Genomic DNA, 1,228 nt, shown 5'->3' with positions numbered 1-1,228 from the left:
TGGAATGTCAACACTAAACTAGACAGTTTAATTAAGGTGCTTCGATTTGAATTCTATTGGACTTAGGTAACCGAGGGTACTGTGGGTTCGTATCCGATTGAACCAGTTGACGTAGTCAAATAATTCAAGACTTAGGCTCTCTTCACTCTCGAAGGCAGCTTTTTTGACGAACTCTACTTTAATACATTTGAAGGTCGCTTCGGCTACCGCATTGTCGTAAGGCATCCCTTTTAAGCTTAGGGAACGCTTAATGTCAAAGGCTGCTAAGGCTTCATCAATGAGCTTATTTCTAAATTCACTACCACGATCCGTGTGAAAGACTTGAACGTTATTTAAGTCACTTTGGATGGAGGAGAGAGCTTTGTATACTAAATGCGCATCTTTAAAAGGACCTGAGCTATGACCGACAATTTCACGGTTAAACAGATCAATAAAAATACAAATGTAATGCCATTTCCCTCTTACACGAACATAGGTTAAATCGCTTACAAGAACCTGCATCGCTTCTTCCTGACGAAACTCACGTTTCAGTAGATTGGCTGTTTTAGCTTCGTTACACGATGATTGAGGAGGACGATACTGAGCGACGGTGTAGCGTGATACTAGGCCTATCTGTTTCATAATGCGACCAATACGGCGTCGCGAGACGACTTTCCCTTGCTTCTTTAGTTCAACTTTAATCTTGCGAGTTCCATAGTTTTGCCGACTACGATGAAAGATGTCTGTTACCTGCTTTGTAAGTGCCTCTTCCTCTTGTTTTCGCTGCCGGACTTTAGCCTCGTAATAATACGTACTTCTTGGTATTTGTAGGACGTCACACATTGCTGATACCGAGTATTTGTGAGTGTTCTGGCGTATCACATCTACTTTCGTCCCATGATCAGCGCGGCTTGCTTTAAAATATCATTTTCCATCGCTAGCCGTTGATTTTCCTTCCGAAGACGAATCAACTCATTTTCTTCAGGAGTGCGATTGTCCTTCTCTTTAAAGGACCCGGACTTCTCAAATCGGCTCACCCAATTATCAAAGGTAGAAGGATTCAGCTCGTACTCTTCAATAATCTGTTTCCTAGGTTTACCGTTCTGATAAAGCTGGACCATCTGCTTCTTAAACTCCTCTGTGAACGTACGTCTGGACCTCTTAGTCATGGTCAGTGCTCCTCGCTATTTGAATTGAGATAAGTTTACCTGACCTTAATTTACATGTCCAATTTAGTGTAGCCTATCCA

The 1,228-nt window shown here is 42.1% G+C and carries 1 protein-coding gene; it reads right to left on the bottom strand.

The genetic code is table 11. The features are described 5' to 3' along the window. Nucleotides 1-27: 27 nt before the first annotated feature. Nucleotides 28-1,148, bottom strand: a protein-coding gene (locus tag H513_RS0117615) for an IS3 family transposase (protein ID WP_154655292.1) whose coding sequence is annotated in 2 segments (ribosomal slippage) — nucleotides 28-899 and nucleotides 899-1,148 — 1,122 coding nt in all. Because the reading frame shifts where the segments join, the coding sequence is not laid out codon by codon here. Between the last annotated feature and the right edge of the window lie 80 nt (nucleotides 1,149-1,228).

This window comes from Pontibacillus halophilus JSM 076056 = DSM 19796, from assembly GCF_000425205.1.
GTDB lineage: Bacteria > Bacillota > Bacilli > Bacillales > BH030062 > Pontibacillus_A > Pontibacillus_A halophilus.
Note: the sequence above shows the minus strand (reverse complement) of the source record. Positions and strands in the feature narration are given on the sequence as shown.